General features: G+C 60.8%; 11 protein-coding genes. 1 reads left to right on the top strand and 10 read right to left on the bottom strand.

Annotation, left to right across the window (positions count from 1 at the left end):
• The first annotated feature begins 154 nt into the window (after nucleotides 1-154).
• On the top strand, nucleotides 155-1987 hold the full coding sequence (locus tag Q0L25_RS14620; RefSeq protein ID WP_296615457.1) for a right-handed parallel beta-helix repeat-containing protein: 1833 nt from the start codon (nucleotides 155-157) through the stop codon (nucleotides 1985-1987).
• Nucleotides 1988-2038: 51 nt separating this feature from the next.
• Here the strand turns inward: Q0L25_RS14620 and Q0L25_RS14615 are convergent, their stop codons facing one another.
• From Q0L25_RS14615 to Q0L25_RS14570, 10 genes are all read right to left on the bottom strand, one after another.
• Nucleotides 2039-2350, bottom strand: coding sequence for an RES domain-containing protein (locus Q0L25_RS14615; protein ID WP_296615742.1), 312 nt, complete (start codon nucleotides 2348-2350; stop codon nucleotides 2039-2041).
• A gap of 243 nt (nucleotides 2351-2593) precedes the next feature.
• Complete coding sequence (locus Q0L25_RS14610; protein WP_296615456.1) at nucleotides 2594-5350, bottom strand: TonB-dependent receptor; 2757 nt, start codon at nucleotides 5348-5350, stop codon at nucleotides 2594-2596.
• 119 nt (nucleotides 5351-5469) lie between these two features.
• Nucleotides 5470-6411, bottom strand: a complete 942-nt coding sequence (locus tag Q0L25_RS14605; RefSeq protein ID WP_296615454.1) for a FecR domain-containing protein — start codon at nucleotides 6409-6411, stop codon at nucleotides 5470-5472.
• 98 nt (nucleotides 6412-6509) lie between these two features.
• Complete coding sequence (locus tag Q0L25_RS14600) at nucleotides 6510-7031, bottom strand: sigma-70 family RNA polymerase sigma factor (protein WP_296615452.1); 522 nt, start codon at nucleotides 7029-7031, stop codon at nucleotides 6510-6512.
• A 162-nt stretch (nucleotides 7032-7193) separates the two neighbouring features.
• Nucleotides 7194-9680, bottom strand: coding sequence for a GH116 family glycosyl hydrolase (locus Q0L25_RS14595; RefSeq protein WP_296615451.1), 2487 nt, complete (start codon nucleotides 9678-9680; stop codon nucleotides 7194-7196).
• A 219-nt stretch (nucleotides 9681-9899) separates the two neighbouring features.
• Nucleotides 9900-12611: a TonB-dependent receptor gene (locus Q0L25_RS14590; protein WP_296615449.1), complete on the bottom strand. Its 2712-nt coding sequence runs from the start codon at nucleotides 12609-12611 to the stop codon at nucleotides 9900-9902.
• Between the two features lie 156 nt (nucleotides 12612-12767).
• Nucleotides 12768-13712: a FecR family protein gene (locus Q0L25_RS14585; protein WP_296615448.1), complete on the bottom strand. Its 945-nt coding sequence runs from the start codon at nucleotides 13710-13712 to the stop codon at nucleotides 12768-12770.
• A 3-nt stretch (nucleotides 13713-13715) separates the two neighbouring features.
• Complete coding sequence (locus Q0L25_RS14580; RefSeq protein ID WP_296615446.1) at nucleotides 13716-14264, bottom strand: sigma-70 family RNA polymerase sigma factor; 549 nt, start codon at nucleotides 14262-14264, stop codon at nucleotides 13716-13718.
• 99 nt (nucleotides 14265-14363) lie between these two features.
• The gene (locus Q0L25_RS14575) at nucleotides 14364-15968 is read right to left on the bottom strand and encodes an ATP-binding protein (protein WP_296615444.1); all 1605 of its coding nucleotides are present in this window, start codon (nucleotides 15966-15968) and stop codon (nucleotides 14364-14366) included.
• A gap of 14 nt (nucleotides 15969-15982) precedes the next feature.
• Nucleotides 15983-17497 (bottom strand): AAA family ATPase, encoded by a 1515-nt coding sequence (locus Q0L25_RS14570; protein WP_296615442.1) that lies wholly within the window; start codon nucleotides 17495-17497, stop codon nucleotides 15983-15985.
• Between the last annotated feature and the right edge of the window lie 78 nt (nucleotides 17498-17575).

Below are 17575 nucleotides of genomic sequence, written 5' to 3'. Positions count from 1 at the left end.
CCACTAGAGGCGGCGCGCTCGACAACGATCAGAAACGGGGCAGGAAGATTGGAACCGCAAACCCGCGCCAAAGTATATCGGCTGTCTGCGGTTCCGCGCGTTCCGAGACGTTCCTCGACGGTATTCTTCCAAACCAATAACGACGAGGCGTTTCGTGACCGCAGACAGCCAATTGATCGAGACCACCATCCAGACGGCGGGCCGGGTCTTCCAAGTCTCCATCGAGGGAGACGACACGCATCCAGGCACCGCCGACGCGCCACTGCGCACGATCAGCGCGGCAGCCGAGCTGGCGCAGCCTGGCGACACGATCGAAGTGGGGGCCGGTGTCTATCGCGAGCGCGTCGATCCGCCGCGTGGCGGCACCGGCGACGATGACCGCATCGTCTACCGGGCGGCGCAGGGCGCTCGCCCTGTCATCACCGGTTCGGAAGTGGTGACGGGCTGGACGCAGGAACAAAATTCGACCTGGAAGGCGGCCATCCCGAACAATGTGTTCGGCGACTTCAATCCGTTCGCGGATGAGATCAAGGGCGACTGGTATAATGGCCGCGGACGGACCTTCCACACCGCCCGCGTCTATCTCGACGGTGAACCGCGGGTCGAAGCGCGCGACAAGGAGGAAGTGCTGGAGCCCATCAAGGGCCGCCCCTTATGGTTCGCCGAGGTCGGAGACGAGGAAACGATCGTCTGGGCGCAATTCGAGGGCGATCCGAACCAGGGCCTGGTCGAGGTCAATGTCCGCCAGAGCGTCTTCTACCCGAGCCGGAACCATATCGACTATCTGACGGTGAGTGGCTTCGAGATGCGGCACGCCGCCACGCCCTGGGCGCCGCCGACCGCCGAACAGATCGGCCTGATCGGCACCAATTGGTCGAAGGGCTGGATCATCGAGGACAACAGGATCAGCCATTCGCGCTGCGTCGGCATCACGCTCGGCAAGCATGGCGACGAGTTCGACAACATGTCCGCGAATACCGCCGAAGGCTATGTGGTCACGATCGAGCGCGCGCATGACCGCGGCTGGTCGAAGGAGACGATCGGCAGCCACGTGGTCCGCCGCAACCACGTCTCTTATTGCGGCCAGGCCGGCATCGTCGGTAGCATGGGCTGCGCCTTCTCGACCGTCACTGGAAACGAGATACACGACATCCATCTGATGGAGCATTTCAGCGGCGCCGAGGAAGGCGGTATCAAGTTCCACGCCGCGATCGACATGGAGATCAGCGGCAACCATGTCTATCGCACGCGCCGCGGCATCTGGCTCGACTGGATGGCGCAGGGCGCAAGCGTCACCGGCAATCTGCTGCACGACAACGTTTCCGAAGACATCTATCTCGAGGTCAATCACGGGCCGCATCTGGTCGCGAGCAACATCCTGCTGTCGCACCGGGGGCTCAAGGTGGAATCGACCGGGGGCGCGTTCGTGCACAATCTCGTGACGGGCATGATGTCGCAATCGGGTGGCCATGGCCGCCAGACGCCCTATCTCGAACCGCACGGCACCGAGGTGACGTGTCTCGGGCCTGTCCATATCGGCGACGATCGTTGGTACAACAACCTGCTGCTTGGGCCGATCGACATGCAGCCTTATGACTGGGCATCGGCACCGGTCGTGTCGGAGGGCAATGTCTACGGCGCCCTCGCCATTCCGCCGACATGTGACAAAACACCGCACTACATCACGCAGGCGTTTGCGACACCGGTCCTCGTCCGGGAAGTAGACGGCTGGTACCTCGCCATCGACCTGCCTGCCGATGCCGCTCCCGCGGCGGACCTTGTCACATCGGAGCGGCTGGGCGCCATCCAGCAACCGCGCTTCGGTCGCCCCGCCATGCCCGCCCCGGCATTCGAAGCGCCCAACGGCACGAGCTTCACGATCGACACCGATTATTTCGGCAAGGGGCGGTCGGCAGATAGCCTGCGGGCCGGCCCGTTCAGCGATCCGATGGAAACGACGAAGCTGAAAGTCTGGCCGGTCGATTGATCGAAGACATCGCCAGGTACACCCGTCTGACGAGACAGGTAAGTCTACGGGTTAAACATCCGCGTAATCGATCGTGAGCGTGTCGGCGAGTTGCCGAATGTCTTCGTGGCAGAGAGGATCGGCGACGGCGCGCTTGTCTAAGGCCTCTAGGATATCGCCAGGGACACGATCTCCAAACAGGACGAGCGCGAACTCGGGTCCATATTGGTAGGAGATGTAATAGAGGCCCTGGGCGGCCGGACACGTATCGTGGATGCGCTCGGCCCAGCTCCGCGTGACCGGATAGGTGCTCCGTGGGCCTGCGAGAAGCGCATTGGCGTTCACCCCGATCTTGCGCTGGCCGGCCGCCGTGATGCTGACCAGCTTGAGGTCCGCGGTGGTGCGGACATGGCTGGCCGAAGGAGACGATCGGCAGCCCTGCGGTTTGCAACAAGCACGCTTCTCATTGCGGCCAAGCGGGCATCATCGGCAATTCAGGCTGCGGCTTAACCAAGGCGCCACGCCAACCAATTTGGCGCGCCCTGAACCATTTATACTGCCGCCGTACATAAAGGCGCTCCGGCGCCGCTAGGCCCCGGAGCTGAAGTATACATATTTCAAAGAAATTCAGAATTTTCCTCGCAGGGTTACGATCGCACCACGAGGAGACCCATAATAATTATTCGAACCCAAAGTACCGATCGTGGACAAATAAGTATTGTCGAGCAGATTTTCAAGCTCGACATTCAGACTGAGTTGGTCATTGATTTTATATCCGAGGCTCGCACTGAAAATGACGTGCCCAGGGTCAGTGAAATAAACCGGATGAAGGTATATGGATACGCTGCACCCGTTGGGTGTTACGCTTTCCCTTGGGCAATAATAAGTCGTCACAAAGGTCTTTGTCTGCCCTCGCGCACCAAAGCCAAGTACCACTCCGTCAAGAGGTGAACCTTCATCAAACCTGTATGTCGACCAGAATCGGAATTGCTGAGGGGGAATGAAAGACTGGAGAGGTGCTCGCTTTCCATCGAAAAGAAGCCCCCCAGGCGCAGATAGCGTCTTGTTCCAATTGTAACTCGCACTGACCTGCCAGCCCTTGCGGATTTCGCCCGACACCTCAAAATCCACCCCATAGCTGGTTTCGCGCCAGTTTGGATCGATCGCGTAGCAGCAATAGGTCTGGTTGACCAACTCTCCGCCCGACGGACTGCCCGACGCCGGGCCAGTGCAGTCCGGAACATCTGTTGACGGATCATAATCGCAAACGCCGAGCGCCTGATTCTTCTTGCGGATATAGTAGCCGGAAAAAGCAATGTTGAATTTCTTGTTCGGGGAAAGCCACTTCAGCCCTCCTTCGAAATTTCCTCCGGTAAGAGGCGGCAACGGAGCTCCATCCTGTGTCCGATAAAATGACTGGTCCTGGTAGATATCGGTGTACCCAGCATATCCTGTCAGGTTCGAAGAGAAATCGTACTTGGCAACCACGGACGGCGGCCAGCTGAACTGCTGCCCCTTATAGAGTTGCCCATTCCGAGGATTGGGCTGCACGCCGACTGCGGTACACCCTGGTACACCGTTCGTAACCATCGCTCCCGTGCACAGATCATAGCTGTATCCACGAGATCGAAACGCGGAATAATGCGCTCCAGATACTATGCGAACGCGCGCGAACGGCGTAAATTCGAAGTTAACATAGGCGTTGACGATGCGAACATCCTGCTTCGAGACATAAAAAGATTTACTGGATGGATCCATCCATCCCGTTGGATCAACCAGAATGCTTGGATCAAATGCAAATGGATTGAAATAATATCGGGCGAAGGGGTTTGTTGGAATTCCATTCGCAGCCAAGCTTCCTCCATAGTACTCTGCCGACCCTCCCTGATCTGCCATTGAGTAATTGGCGCCGACCACAACCTTCTGCGTTTGACTGAAAAGCCTGAAGGCGCCGTCGAGCGTAATTTCGTACTGCATTTGCTTAGTTCTCGGCGCGATCGCTCCCAATCCATATTTTGCAAATGCCGAGTGTGCTAGGTCACTGGTCAACACGTAGTCCGACCCAGCAGAAACCCCCTCGCTGAGGCCCTTTTGACTGATACGCGTTCCCTTGAACTTTAACGTCCAGTTATTGCCGATCCGCTGATCGAGCTGCCCGAAATATTCGAGATTCTCTTGCGTGCTCAAAACCCAAGGAAAAGTCCAATTGGTCGAGCGCGGCAAATCGACCAGTGTGCCGTCTAAGTAGCGCGGAATTCCCGTCCGCGCTCCGTCCTGCCGATGGGTTTGATAATTGATACCGGCGCTGAGCAGCGTTGTCGGCGTAAGATCATATTCCAGCGTTCCCGATAGAATATTGAGGTCGCTGTGGGTTATGTCGAAGAAATAGTCGTTATCCTGATGCGTCGCGATCAGGCGCCCGCGTAGCTTGCCGCCGAAGCCAAGCGGGCCTGTCACGTCCGCCGACACCCGATGGCGCGCCCAAGACCCCAGCTGGAACTCCAGCGACAGTTGCGCGTGGTCGAGCGGCTTCTTGCGCACCAGATTGATCACGCCTGAAGGATCACCGTAGGCGTTGAAGGTACCGGACGCTCCACGCACCAGTTCCACATGATCGTAGAGCGACATGTCGATGATCGGAGTATAGCGACCGCTTTGAATCCCAGCGCCCATGCTGGAGCCGAGAATCTGAGCAGCCCCGCCATCGATCTGAACCTGAGTGATCTGATAGCCGCGCGAATAATATTCTTCCGAGCCGGGAATACCGGCGTTGTTCACCGTCACGCCCGACATGTTCTGCATCGCGTCGGTCAGGGTCGTGATGTTCTGGTCCTTGATCTGCTGATCGGTCAGGACCGACACCGACATCGGCACGTCCTTGATGCTCTGAGCCGTCTTCGACCCCACTGTCAGCGCGTTGGACGTATAGCTCCCCGTCCCTTCGGTCGCCGTCACGTCACGCGATCCGTTGATCCCATTGACCGGCGTGGCCCCAGCCAAGCTGCTGCCACCGTCCTGCGAGCCCTGCACCCGCACAGCGCCCAGCACGCGTTCGCCACCTTCACCCCCGGCCCTAACGAGATTGATCGCCCCGCCCGAGAATTGCATCGTGAGCCCGGTTCCCGACAGCAGCCGCACGAGCGCGTCCTGGACGCTCATCGTGCCGCTGACGCCATTGGTCGACAGCCCTTGGGCGAGCTCGGCGGGATAGACCAGAGCAACGCCTGCCTGCTTCCCGAATTCCTCGAGCGCAGGCCCGAGCGGTCCTGCCGGGACATTCACCGTCACCCGCTCATCACCCGAGACCGACTGCGCCTGGGCGACCGCCGGCATCAACAGCCCGCCCGCTACAGCCAGGGCACTGGCGCGCACCAAGAGCGCCATTGCACGTATTCCCATATCTCCCCCCTCGAGGTCATTTGTGGACCGGCACCATGCCGAGGTCCATATGACCTTGACGAAGAGCGCTCGATTTTGAGGAGGTCGGGGGCTTCAGAAATGTTTCAGCGGGCGGTCACGACCGCCAGCCAGGGCAACAGCCGCAATTCCAGGCCATCGCTTTTCGCGATCGCAGCGAGCCCGCCAAGCGGATCGGCCGACTTGATGACACCGCTGAAACGCCGGTCGCGTGCGGCGCCCCAGATCAGGATCCGCCGGTCGCTGTAGCGCTGGAGCGACGCGGCGACGTCCGCCAGACGCGCATTGTCGAACACGACCATCCCCCGCGTCCAGGCATCGACGCTCGCGTCGGAGACTTCCGGCGATCCGAGCTGGCCCGCATATCGCAGCGATTGGCCGGGATGGAGGATTTGGGCCTTGTTGCCCAGCGATACACGGATGTCGTGCCGGATCGCGCTTACCAGCGTGGCGGCGCCATCGGCATCGACGGAAAACGTCGTCCCCAAAGCGCGCGTCACGCCGTCCCCTGCCTGAACCAGGAACGGCCGGTCGGGCGCGGGCGCGACGTCGAAGCGCGCGCGCCCCTCGAGCAACCGTACGCGCCGCTCTCCACGCGTATAGGCGATATCGACCGCGCTATGGCTGTCGAGCAGGACCCTGCTGCCATCCTCCAGAGTCACCAGCCGCGTCTCGCCTGTATCGGTGCGCGCATCTGCGCGAAGCGCAATCAGAAAGTCGGTTTGTGACAAGCCGCCCAGAGCGACGATCAACACGCCGCCCAGCAGGACGACCTTCATCCTAAGCGACGGCGTGCCTCGCCATTGGGCGGCCGGCCGCGTCGAGCGTAACCGCTGCGCCAGGAGGATGTCGTCCATTCCTTCCCAAAAGCGCGCAGCCTTGCGCAAGGCGTCGGCATTGGCAGGGGTCGCCACCCAATGTTGCAAGGCGCGTTCGCGCCGCGAGCTCAACGCGCCGGCATCGAGGCGCACGACCCAGGCCTGCGCCGCACGGCGCCGGCGTACGTCTTGCCAACGCGCAACAAACATCCGGACCTGCTCGATCGGCATAATGGACCAGCGCAACAGCTTCTCAACGTCCAGACGGTCGACGGACGGATATGAGGAGGCGCCCCGCCTGACTTTCCTCAGCAATCTTCATCCAGCGCCGATGATATATCCGCCAGCGCCTTGCGCAAATGCTTTTGCACCATGTTGAGACTGATGCCGAGATGGGCGGCGATCTCCTGCTGCTCCCAGCCTTCGATCTTGCGCAGGTGAAACACTTCGCGGCAGCGCGGCGGCAATCCGTCGACGATCCGCAAGACCTGGTCGAGCGATTGCCGCCCGACAAGAACGCGGTCCGGCGCAGGCGCGGACGACACGATATCGTCGTCGAGCGGGAGACAGGGGAGGATTGCGGCGCGCCGGCGCCGATCGACGACGAGGTTTCGCGCGACGCGCCAGAGATAGCCTTCAGGATTGCTCACGGAGGGCGAGCGCTGCGCGTAGCGCAAAAAACTGTCCTGCACGATATCGGCCGCTTCCTCGGCGCATCCCGTGCGCCGAACCAACCGCGCCCGCAACCGGGACATCAGCGAGCGATCCATGCCACCAGGCTGCGGTGAAATGCCCGGGGTCTTCGCGGCGGCATCCGGCATGATCGGCATGTCCTCGTGCGTTCCTGAGCGATTGCTCCATCAAGAAACGCGCACCCCCGGCAAGACCCGCAACGGCACTCACGGCGCCAATATCCAACGGCAGACGCGATCGGTATCCCGGCAAACTGGGATGGTCCTTGGCAATCGCCTCCCCAATGACGAGGAGCGTCGTCAAGCCGCCGGGAGATAATCGATGCGTCGGCAATCGATGTCGCCTGACCAGACGACAAGGAATGGCATGCCGTCGCGCACGCCGGCCTGCCCATAGCCGCTCGCGGTCGCGAGGAAGCAGCTATAATCCCCCTCCAATGCCGGGCGCAGGTACAGTGTCCGATCGACCGCATCGTATCTGGCACCGCCCAAGGCCTGGAGCAGAGCGTAGCTCGATAGCGCGCGTCCGTACCAATGGCCGGCCTCGACTTCGTCGAAGGGATTGCGCCTGATACCCTCCTGACGCCCCCGGGCGGTCCGGACGATGTCCAGACCTTCGGCGACCATCCCGTGCAGAATCATGTGCGACGCGGCCTGATATTCGATACCGGTCCAGACCGCGCCGCCATAAGGAAAAGCGAGCGTCGGCTGGCCGCCCTTGGGCCAGGTGCAAGTCAGGAGGCCACCCTCGCTGCCGATCGCGCTGCTCGTGGTGCCGCCGATGATAGCGACGTGATGCTTGAGCGAGCGCTTGAAATTGTGGCGGTAGACCGCCGCCAGATGGCTCGCGACCTCGTCTTCCGGCAAGACATCGTCGATCCCGTAGAGATCGGCATGCCAGGCGCCGAGTACGCCATCCGACAGGCATCCGATGCCGTATTGGTATTTGGGACCCTCGCGTGCGCAGAGCGCGCGATCCTCTTCCGAAATCGGCCGCGCGAGTCCCTCCACGGCGAGTGGCGTCTGCCGCAGCCCTTCGGTCGAGACGCGATGGACGTAATATTCGCCATCGAAGAGCTCTTCGCTCATCCGCCGCTGGCCACGCCCAAGAAGCGCGCGATAAGGCTCGACATCGTCATGGAGAAACTCGCCTATCGCGACGGCAGCCTTCAGGGCGCCCAGATAAAAGCTCGAGCAAAAGCCATTCGGGCCCCAGAATTCGATATCGTAGGTGTTGTGCTGGGGTTCTTCGAGGCAACCCGTATGCCGCGGATCCCAATGCTCGATGCAATAATCAAGCGAGCGCCGGACGGCGGGCCACAGATCGCGCAGCCAGACATCGTCGCCACATATCCGCCAATCGCGATAGACCTTCATGATCCCGCCGAGCTGGCCATCGGCCGCGGCCGGCTCATTGTCATGGTCGCTAGCTTTGTCCGCGGGGCGGATCGGCAGCCGGCTGCGGAAGAACTGGTGCCCGGCCGCGTCTTGCGAGGGACCGAATTCGGTTTCCCTCAAGGATCGTTCGAGATCGGGAAAGAGGTGCGCGATCGCCTGGTTGTAATTCCACACATGGGTGCAGGAACCGTCACACGACCCCGTGTCGGTCCAGCTTCCTTCCCAGGCCCAGAGTTTGCCGTCGATTTGCCGCAGCACCGTCGGCGACTTGAGGACCGAGAGATTGGCCGCCACCGCGTCCAGCGCTTCTTCGGGTATAGTGGACGCAAAGAGGCAATCGCTGAAGCGCTTGGAAGCAATGCGGAGGCGATCGTAATTGGCATCCCAATAGCCGACGACCTCGTCCACGCTCGCGAAGCGCCCCGCATACCAGGGCGCATAATAGTCGTTCGGTCCGCAAGATGAATAATCGGGCACCACGAACCGGCCCTTCTCGATCTTCCACAAAGGGGTGCGCAGCCGCGATCGTGGGAAATACCAGGCAAATCTCAGGCTGACCGTCTTCTCCTCACCGGGCGCGAGCCGGAACGGGACCGAAAGCGATGCTCCGGGAGACGATGGGCCGGTTTCCGGCGCCTCCCGCGCAAGACAAAAGCCATCGGCAACATTCTTCCAGGCGACCGCTAAAGCGTCCTGCGCCCATTCGCTTCCCCGGAACCAGGAAGCGTCGACAAGCGTGGCGGCATCATCGGTCCAGGCAGCAAAGGCCCCACCTTGGGGATCGGGATCGTCCGCTGGGCCGCTTTCGAATACGAAACCGCGCGGGATACGCCGCACACCATCGAGGATCGCATCTCCTTCCCGAAACATGCGGGTCGCGCCCAGGAAGTTGGTTCCGTTGAACGAAAAGACAGCCTCGACAGGCACCCCGCTGCGATTGACGAAGCGATATTCGAGCGTCGCGACCGGAAGGCTGGAATCGTCGGAACGGCCCGGCTCGAACGGGCTCCATGCCGTGATACTGGCAGCAAGCGGCAAGCCCGCATCCTCCAGCTCGATCCGGCAAAAGGGAAATTTCGCTTCGAAGCTCGCGCCATCGAAGCGCGGGAGGCCGGGCAATGCCTTTTTCGAGTAGGATTCGTCGAACTTGTGCGCCGGCAAGGGCGCTTCCAGCACCTGCGCGCCCTGCCCCCTGATCCAGAGCGCCGCGAAAAGCGGGGGCTCGTTCGAGAGCGCCGGTTGATTGCGAAGCGACACATTGGAGAGGCGTCCGCCGCCCTCGACGCACACCATACCGGCGCCGATGCCGCCAAGAGGGAAAGCGATGCGATCCAGGGCCGCGCCCGAGTATCGGCGAGCGGAAGATGGTTGGCTTTGATCGATAGACATCAGCAGCTGCCCTGAGGTGGTGCTGAACAAGGGCCTGGCGGCCGACAATCGAGTGCGTCAGCCTAATCATCGAACCTATGCAGCGATCATGAGGAACGAGCTGACCGATGGGAAACCATAAGAATCGAAAGCGGCCGATTGGTGATTGCCGCGAAATTCGCGCCCATTGACAAAAAAGGAGCGCGCCGGCTCCCGCCGGCGCGCTTTGCTTGCCTCGCCCTAGAACTTGCCGCGCAACGTAAGGATCGCACTGCGAGGCGTACCGTAGAAATTGGAGACTGAAAGTCCGCCAATGGTCGCCAAGTAGGTCCTGTCCAACAGGTTCTCGATTTCGACATTCAGGCTAAGCTTGTCGCTGATCCTGTATCCGATGCTCGCGTTGAGCACGACGTGCCCGGGGTCGATGAAATAAACCGGATGGTCCCATACGGATACCGCGCACCCGGTTGGCGTGACGCTCTCCATGGGACAATAATAGGTCTGCACGAAGGTCTTGGTCTGCCCGCGGGCGCCAAGGCCCAGCACCAGTCCCTTTAAGGCGGACCCATCGTCAAATGCATAGGTCGACCACAAGCGAAACTGCTGGGGCGGGAGAAAGCTCTGAAGCGGTTGCCGCTTTCCATCGGGATACACGGCCGTGGGCGCGGCGAGCGTCCGACCCCAATTGTAGCTGGCGCTGATCTGCCAACCTTTGCGGACCTCGCCGGATACCTCCAAATCCACGCCGTAGCTGATCTCGCGCCAGTTTGGATCTGTTGTGAAGCAGCAATTCGATTGAGCAACGAGCGCTCCGCCCGAAGCCGGCCCTGACCCCGAACCGGTGCATTGTGGCAGATCGGTCGACGAGTCATAGTCGCACACCGCTATCGCCGAATTTTTCTTCCTGATGTAGTACCCCGAAAACGCGATATTGAGCTTCTTGCTCGGCGAAAGCCATTTCAGACCACCTTCGAAATTGCCACCCGTGAGCGGCGGTAATGGCGAGCCATCTTTGGTGCGCAGGTAAGACTGATCCTGATATATGTCAGTATAGCCGCCATAGACCGCCAAATCAGATGAGAAATCGAATTTGGCAACCACTGAAGGTGGCCAACTGAACTGGCTGCCTTTGTAGAGCACGCCATTGTGTGGATCTGGCTGTAGCCCGAGCGCGGCACAAAATCCGATATCGACCAGGCGTTGGGTGCAGAGATTATAGTCGTAACTCCGACTACGGTAAGCAGAATAATGAATGCCAGACACGATATGCAAGCGCGAAAACGGCGTTATCTCAAAATTTACGTAAGCATTGATGTTACGTATGTCATTTTTTTCTATATAACTATTTTTGCTTTTAACATTCATATAGTTTGATGGCTCGGCTAGAATGTTCGGTTCAAAATTAAATGGATCGAAATAATATTTACCGAATATACCGACCACTTCTCCATTAACAGTTGTTTGCTCTCCATTATATGTCGCACTCCCTCCTTGATCAACCATCGAATAATTGGCCCCGAGCACAATCTTCTGGGTCTGACCGAATAGCCTGAACGATCCATCCACAGTAACCTCAAACTGCGTCTGCTTCGTTCGTGGCGAGGAAGCGCCGCGATATTGAGCAAAGACCGAATGGTCGATGTCCGAAGGAGGTATATAGCTTGCTGATACTTGCGCATCGTAGCTCACAGCTTTCTGCCGAATACGCGTTCCCTTGAATCTCAGAGTCCATTTATCACCAATGCGTTGATCTATCTGACCGTAGAATTCGACGTTCTCCTGCGTGCCGAAGACCCAAGGGAAGGTCCAGTTGGTAGAACGCGACACGTTGAGGAGGGCCCCGTCGAGATAGCGGGGAATACCGGTGCGGCCACCATCCTGGCGCTGCGTTTGATAATTCGCGCCGGCGCTGACCAAGGTCGTGGGTGTCAGGTCGTATTCTACCGTGCCTGACAGAATGTTGAGATTGCTGTGGACGTATTTGAAAAAGTAATTGTTGTCCTGGTGCGTCGCGATGAAGCGCCCACGTAGTTTGCCGCCGAAAGCGAGTGGCTCCGAGACGTCAGCTGACACTCGGTGCCGGCCCCAGGAACCAAGCTCGAAATCGAGTAGCAATTGCGGGTGGTCGAGCGGCTTCTTGCGCACCAGATTGATCACGCCTGACGGATCGCCATAGCCGTTGAACGTGCCGGTCGCCCCCCGCACCAATTCGACATGGTCATAAAGCGACATGTCAATGATCGGGCGATAAGTCGTTATACCAACATTTCCGCTGGCAGAAATGATCTGCGGCGCTCCGCCGTCGATTTGGACCTGCGTGATCTGATAGCCGCGGGAGTAATATTGCTCCTGCCCGGGGATGGTCGCATTGGCGACCGTCACGCCCGACATATTCTGCATCGCGTCGGTCAGGTTGGTGATATTCTGGTCCTTGATCTGCTGATCGGTCAGCACCGACACCGACATCGGCACGTCCTTGATGCTCTGAGCCGTCTTCGACCCCACCGTCAGCGCGTTGGAGGTATAGCTCCCCGTCCCCTCGGTCGCGGTCACATCACGCGATCCGTTGATCCCGTTGACCGGCGTCGAGCCGGCCAAGCTGCTGCCGCCGCCCTGCGATCCCTGGACCCGCACCGCGCCCAGCACGCGCTCGCCGCCATCCGCCGACGCATCGGCTTTCATGATGGTCGCACTGCCGCCGTTCATCTGCGCGGTCAGGCCGGTCCCCGAGAGGATACGAAACAGCGCTTCCTTGGCAGACATCTTTCCAGACGCACCGGAGGACTGCATGCCATCGACCAACGCGCTCGAATAAACGAGCTGGACGCCCGTCTGCGCGGAATAGACCTTCAGCGCCTCGGCCAGGCTCCCTGCCGGAATATCGACCGTCACCACAGCCTCGGCATCTGTCTGGGCCTGCGCGGCGAGCGGCATCGCGACACCGGCGACCATGGCTCCTCCGAGCGCGAGTACCGACACGCATGACGAGATGCAGGCTTTCCTTGCGACGTTCATAACCCCCCAATCCCTTTATTCTGCCCGATCCTGTATCGGACGTCATGGGGGAGTCAGATGAGCCGCCAAAAACCTAACCGCGGCCTTTAAAAATCATTCGTCGTCGCGCGAAACCAAGGTCAACCATGGTAGTTTGGTCGCGCGCAAATGCTGGCTGCGCATCAAGGTCTCGAGCGCGGCTTCAGGCCGGTCGACCCGCAACGTGCCGCTCACGCGATTGCCGGCCAGATCGCTGGCAGTAAGGATGAGCCGGCCCGGATAATATCGATCGAGCGCGGCAAGCGCGTCCTTCAGCCTTACATTGTCGAGAACCAGGCGATGATCCCGCCAGGTGAAGGCATCGTCGACGACGCGATAGAATCGAACGTCACCGTCGCCGAACCCGGCCCCCTGGCCACCGCTCAGCACGACATGGCGCCCGGCGCGCGCGACGTCGACGGCGCCGCGGCTGACATCGACCGTGAGGCCGTCCGACCGATCCACCGAGAACATGGTTCCGATATCGGTGATCCGCGCATCGCCCGCGACAACCGAAAATGGCCGCGTATCCTTGGCGACATCGAACGCGGCGCGCCCTTTCAACAACCATATCGAGCGGGACGTGGCATCGATCCGCACATCGAGCGCGCTTGCGCTGTCGAGCCAGACCTGGGTTCCGTCGGAGAGGCGAACCTGCCGAAGCTGCCCTTGGGGCGTCACGAGATCGCCGGCGGGCCATCCCCACCACATGACCGCCGCCAAGCTCGCCGCCATCGCCATGCCCGCCATGCGCGGCATCCGCCGCGGGCGCGCAAGCGTGGTTCGATCGAGTTCCACCCACAAGGCGCGCGCCTGTTCGTAAGCGGGGCGATGCAGAGGATCGGCTGCAAGCCACGCCTTGAGTTCGACAATGTCGGACGTACGAGGTGTCTTGACCGACGTCAGGCGCTCGACCCAGGCGGCCGCGGCAAGACGCGCATTCGCAGCCTTGTCGTCATCCTCACCCATCGCCATTCCCGAGCCAGTGCGATCGTCCTTATGCCATCGAAAAACCGCCAACGGCTATCCTTCGCTCGACAAGGCATCGATGGCGGCGACCAGCTCGGTCATCGCATGCCGCAAATGCTTTTCCACCGCAGTCGTGGAGATGCCCAAGCGCGCGGCGATGTCGACGTTGCGGCACCCTTCCAGGCGCCGCCAGGCGAGGATTTGCCGGGTACGCTCTGGGAGCGCCTCGATAGCGGCATTGATGGCATCGAGCGCCTCCTGACCGAGCAGATGGCGTTCCGGGGTAACCTCGTCGACGGCGGTCCAAAGCACATCGGCATTGGCTGCCCGGATTTCCGCGCGGCGCGTTTCCTGGCCGTTGAAGTTGATCGCCAGGTTGCGCGCGATCCGGAACAGCAGGCTCTTGGGACTGCGCACCGGCTCGGCGCAGGACAATCGTGGAAGCGCAAGAAACAGGTCCTGCGCCAGATCTTCCGCGTGATGCCGACTATCGAGACGGGTAGCCAGGAAGCGCACCAGCCCGGCATGGCTTTCGGTGTACGCTGCCTCCAGCTCCCGGGACAGATGGAGCGCCTGGACGGTTGCACCGCGGCTCGCATTCATGCCTTGCCCCCTAAAGATCGGCTCTACCCGCAATAGGAACGCACAAGGTCTGCTAGAACCGCATCATGCGGGGCGCTATGGCGCCCCGCGTGTGCTCGTTCACCAGCCGATGAGACTGCAGCTGGAACTTGCCTCAACCAGGCCGCCGATCCCCATGGCATATTTGTCACGGTTCTTCGAACCGCCGAGCCGCAGGCTGTCGTCGTGGAGCAACTCGGCCATCCGCTTGCGCGTCGCGATCAGTTCCTCGATCGCCCGAACCAGGTAGGCGTCACCGGTCTGGGTTGGCCGTCCGGCAACTTCGTCAGCCGCGAAATAGGCCATGGCATCAGCCATCACGCGCCGCAGATCGGCCGGATTGAAATTCTCCGCGCGCTCGGCGACCGCCATATAGTCAATAGCAGCCGCGCCGGGCAGTTCGTCGTTGCGCCAACGCTTCAGGATTTCCGCACGGGTTGCAACGTCAGGCGGACGCGTCTCGAGCCAAAGTTCCACCCGCCCGGAACGAAGGATCGCCGAAGGCACCTTGCTGGCGTCCATGGCGGTCATCATCAGGCAAACCTTGTCGACGCTCTCGCTCTCCATGCCGTCGAGCATGCTCAGCAGATAGCGCGCGAAGCCCGAGATGTTGACGATGTCGAAGAGGACATCGGCATCGTCGACGAACAGCACGCAGGGCGCATTGGCAATCGCATCCTCGACGATCTGCTTGACCCGCCCGAAGAACGCGGTCGGCGGATCGGTCGAGAAGCTGCCGTCGATCAGGAAGAACTTGCCCTGCATCCGGTGCGCAAGCGCGCGGCCGATACTGGTCTTGCCGGTGCCCGGCGGCCCATACAGCAACACGCCGCGCTTCGGGCGAATATCCAGCTCACGTGCCAGCTCGGGGTGTTCGAGCGGCAGGATAATATGCGTTTCGAGCTTGGCCGCGATGTGTTCGGCGCCCGGAAGGGACGCGAACGACAAGGCTTCGACCTGCTCGGTGCGCACGTTGGTGCGCAAGACATGCTTCAGCAGCGCTGCAACAGCATCTTGCGTGCTAGGCGCCTTCTGCTCTCTCAGAGCAGCGGCCAAGATCGCAAGGTCACGCCCATTCAATCCGCCGGCGGTCTCGAACAGGGTTTCGACATCGAGGCCAGCGATCGCGTCTCTACCCATTCGGCTCGCCAAGATGGCCCGATAATCCTCGACATCGAACGGTTCGATCGCGACCCGCTGTACCTTCGCGCCATATTGGTCGAGATCCCAGGTCGATGCGGTGAAAATGAAGCGCTTGCCCGAGAGCCTGACCTTGGACATGAAAAGCCGCAGGAATACGCCGACCAAGGACCCGCTCAGCCCGTTCACAAAACGCGTGAATGTCCGCAGATTGTCGACGACGAGAATATCCGCTTCGGCGAGCCGGGCCTCGAACTCGCGAAACACCGCGCGCGAACCGCTTTCTACGTCGCGCAGTTCGAGCGCTTCAAGCAGATGTTCGACGTCGATCACCGTCGCATTATGTTTCTGAACGAATGCCCGCAGGATCGTCGATTTGCCGATGCCGGCTGGGCCGGTAAGCCCCACGATCGGCGAGGCCTGCGCTATACGTTCGATTTCCGCGAGAGCAGCGGCCTGGCTGGGGGAGAGAGCGGCGAGGGGATCGTTGATGACGATCTCGCTGGCAGCCGGCGGCTCCTCGCGAACAAGGGTGTGAGCGTTCATGGGAGAAATCCTCTTCAGGCGACCTTGAGGGTCGCATCGTCCAGTCGCTCGGCCATGGTGGCGCGCAGCGTGATGAGGTCGTCGATCGCCAGTTCGAGATAGCGATTGGCGTCGGCGATCGGGCGTTTGGCGACGAGGTCGGATGCGTAGAGCAGCTTGGCATCGCTCGCGAGGCGCCGGAGGTCGGCCGGCGTGAAGCCCTGGGTCAGCCTGGCGAGCGCAGGATAGTCGATATCCTCACGGCCGGGCATGTCGGCTGCCATCCAGCGTTCCAGGATGCGTCCGCGGGTAACTTCGTCAGGCGCCTTGGTTTCGAGCCAGAGCTCGACGCGGCCCGAGCGCAGGAGCGGCTCGGGCACCTTCTTGGCGTCCATCGCCGTCATCATCACGCAGACATGGCTTGCCGTCTCGCTTTCGAGACCATCGAGCAGCGACAGAAGATACCGCTGCAGGCCGGCGATATGCTCGATCTGGAACAGCACGTCCGCATCGTCGATGAACAACACGCACGGCGCATTCTTCTTCGCCTGCGCGATGAGACGATCGACCATGCCGAAAAACGCGACCGGCGGCTCGGTTACGAAGGTACCGTCGATGAGGAAGAAGCGGCCCTGCATACGGTGCGCAAGCGCCCGGCCGATGCTGGTCTTGCCGGTGCCCGGCGGTCCATAGAGCAGGACGCCGCGACGCGGCTTGAGGTCGAGCTCGCGCGCCAGCACCTTGTTCTCGAACGGCAGGATGATGTGCGTTTCGAGCGCCTCGGCGATATGCTCCGATCCCGGCAAGCTGTCGAAGCTCAATGCCTCGACCTCACGAAGGCGCAAATTCGCCTTCAGCACGTCACGCTCGAGACTGGTAATCACGCTATCGGTCGACAAGTCCGCGCCATCGAGCAAATTGGCCAAGAAGCTGATCTGGTAAAGATCCAGCCCCGGGGCCGCGTCGTGCACCACACCGAAATCGATCGCGGTGATCGCATCTGCTCCGAAGCGCTCGGCAAAATAGGCGCGATAATCCTCTTCGCCAAAGGGTTCCGCAAAGAGCTGAACGGACGACACTTCGCGTCCGTCGAGCGCCCATTCCCAGGCAGAAAAGTCCGCACCGAAGATCAGCCGGTAGCCTTCGAGCAACGCCCGTTTTTGCAGATCGGCCATCCCGAGTTGGAAGAGCTTGAACACGCTTCCGATCTGCGGGCCCCATTCGCCAAAGGAATCGATGACGAGGTTGCCGTGAAGGCGCAGCTCCTCGTTGAGATATTCGAGGACCACGTTCCCATATTTATGGAACGTCTCACCCTCGAAGAGGTCGATGAGGTTCTGTTTGTCGAGAAAATTGAGACCGTTGTCGTCCGCAAATTTCTTGAGGACGGTCGTATTGCCGCACCCGCCATTGCCGATAAGGGCGGTCACCGAGCCAGGCTTCGCCACCGCAGCCAGCTTGTCATAGACACGCTGCTGCGCCGGCAGCAGCTGCGGTTGATTGTCGTCGACGCCGTGGTCCGCGATAAGCGGTTTGAACGTAATTTCCATTCTGCTTCCCCTTCGGGACAAATTTCGAGATGTCCGGGATGTGATCCAATATGAGATCAAACGCCGCCCTCGCCTCGG

Source organism: Sphingomonas sp., from assembly GCF_024508665.1.
In the GTDB taxonomy this organism is placed as follows: domain Bacteria; phylum Pseudomonadota; class Alphaproteobacteria; order Sphingomonadales; family Sphingomonadaceae; genus Sphingomonas.
The sequence above is the reverse complement of the archived record's forward strand: the minus strand, read 5'-3'. Positions and strand labels throughout refer to the sequence as shown.